Here is a 1,257-nt window from a genome sequence, read left to right as displayed (position 1 = left end):
TTTTCAAATGTGTTTAAGAACAGTAGAGTAAAACATCCACTGTCCTGTACTTGTCTCAAAAACTAGAGTTGTTTCTTTTTCTTCACGAGGATATGCCATATTAAAAAGCTCCTGTTCTAAAATAATGTTTCGCTTGATAATAAAAATGATGATATATCCAGTTACCACTAAATTTGTTATCTACATACACAATTTCAAAGTTGTATTTTGCTTTAAATGTGTTTAATCTGCCAAGTAATGCTAATGGTTTGTATTTTGAAATATACTGCCCTTTTAGCATCTTTTCGTATCCATGTAGGTCCTCCACAATTAGGGTGAAGGGAATATCTTTTGAACGAATCAATTCATTTTCAAATGCCGTTTGCTTATCCTTTTGTAAATTACTTGTAATCTCATCCATATGTGCTTTCCGTTCTACTCGGCTATCTAAATAAATATCACGAGGTATTCCCAACTCTTCATTTTTAGGAATCATGCAACCATAATCACCTGTATCTAACTTTTGATTTTTAATCGGAATGCCCTTTTGATGTAAGTAATCAAGAATATGACCATTTACATTTTCACGAGTATCAATCACGATTGTTAGTGTTTTAAGGATTGTGTCTATTTCTTTATCTGTGTAATGGAAACGAATCATTTTGATTCTCCTTTTCAGTTGAAAATAACGCTCTTGTTTAATTGTTATTCCACTAATTTGTATGATTTCTTTAGTTCCTGATACAACTCTTCGATTAAATTGACCGGAACAAATCCATATACAGTGCTCTCATAATCTTCGATTTCTTTTAATCGTTTAAATTCAGGTAATAATTTTGTCACCGTAACAAATTCACCGTTCTGAAGTAATCCAAATTCCATTGCCGAATAATCATCTAAGTCAGTTGTTTCTCTAGGTGCACAATAATGTCCGTAGCTTGCTTGTATACTTAATGTAATACCCTCACCAAACGCAATACCTTTCAACATTCTATAATGATTAAATTCACTCATCAGTTGAATATTAGCCATCTTTTCCTTAACAGTTTTACTTTCAGCTGTTTCTTCTAATCTTGTTAAAAATTCCATTGTTCAAGCCCCTCTCTTCGCATATATAACCGCACGTTCATATATCTTTCTAGCCATTGCATTCGATTCATCATTTTCAAATTGGCGATAATCATCATACATATCTGTCCAACCGTTCTTAGCAAGAATGATTGTCCAGTCATAGAACAGTTGTAATGAATCCTCATCAGCAAGTAACCAACCATGTAA

General features: G+C 32.8%; 2 protein-coding genes and 1 pseudogene. All 3 read right to left on the bottom strand.

Annotation, left to right across the window (positions count from 1 at the left end):
• Positions 1 to 100 precede the first annotated feature (100 nt).
• Positions 101 to 640, bottom strand: coding sequence for an ERCC4 domain-containing protein (locus JDS99_RS30665; protein WP_199696475.1), 540 nt, complete (start codon positions 638 to 640; stop codon positions 101 to 103).
• A gap of 44 nt (positions 641 to 684) precedes the next feature.
• On the bottom strand, positions 685 to 1,068 hold the full coding sequence (locus tag JDS99_RS30660; protein WP_199696474.1) for a hypothetical protein: 384 nt from the start codon (positions 1,066 to 1,068) through the stop codon (positions 685 to 687).
• A gap of 3 nt (positions 1,069 to 1,071) precedes the next feature.
• Positions 1,072 to 1,257: pseudogene (locus JDS99_RS30655) on the bottom strand (hypothetical protein); the annotation flags it as partial.

Origin of the sequence: Bacillus cereus group sp. N6, assembly GCF_016483705.1 — a bacterium.
Lineage (GTDB): Bacteria > Bacillota > Bacilli > Bacillales > Bacillaceae_G > Bacillus_A > Bacillus_A wiedmannii.
This window is presented reverse-complemented; position numbering and strand designations above follow the sequence as displayed.

Excerpts from the sequence above, each read along its gene's own strand:
- JDS99_RS30665 (WP_199696475.1), bottom strand. The coding sequence starts at position 640 with ATGATTCGTTTCCATTACACAGATAAAGAAATAGACACAATCCTTAAA.
- JDS99_RS30660 (WP_199696474.1), bottom strand. The coding sequence starts at position 1,068 with ATGGAATTTTTAACAAGATTAGAAGAAACAGCTGAAAGTAAAACTGTT.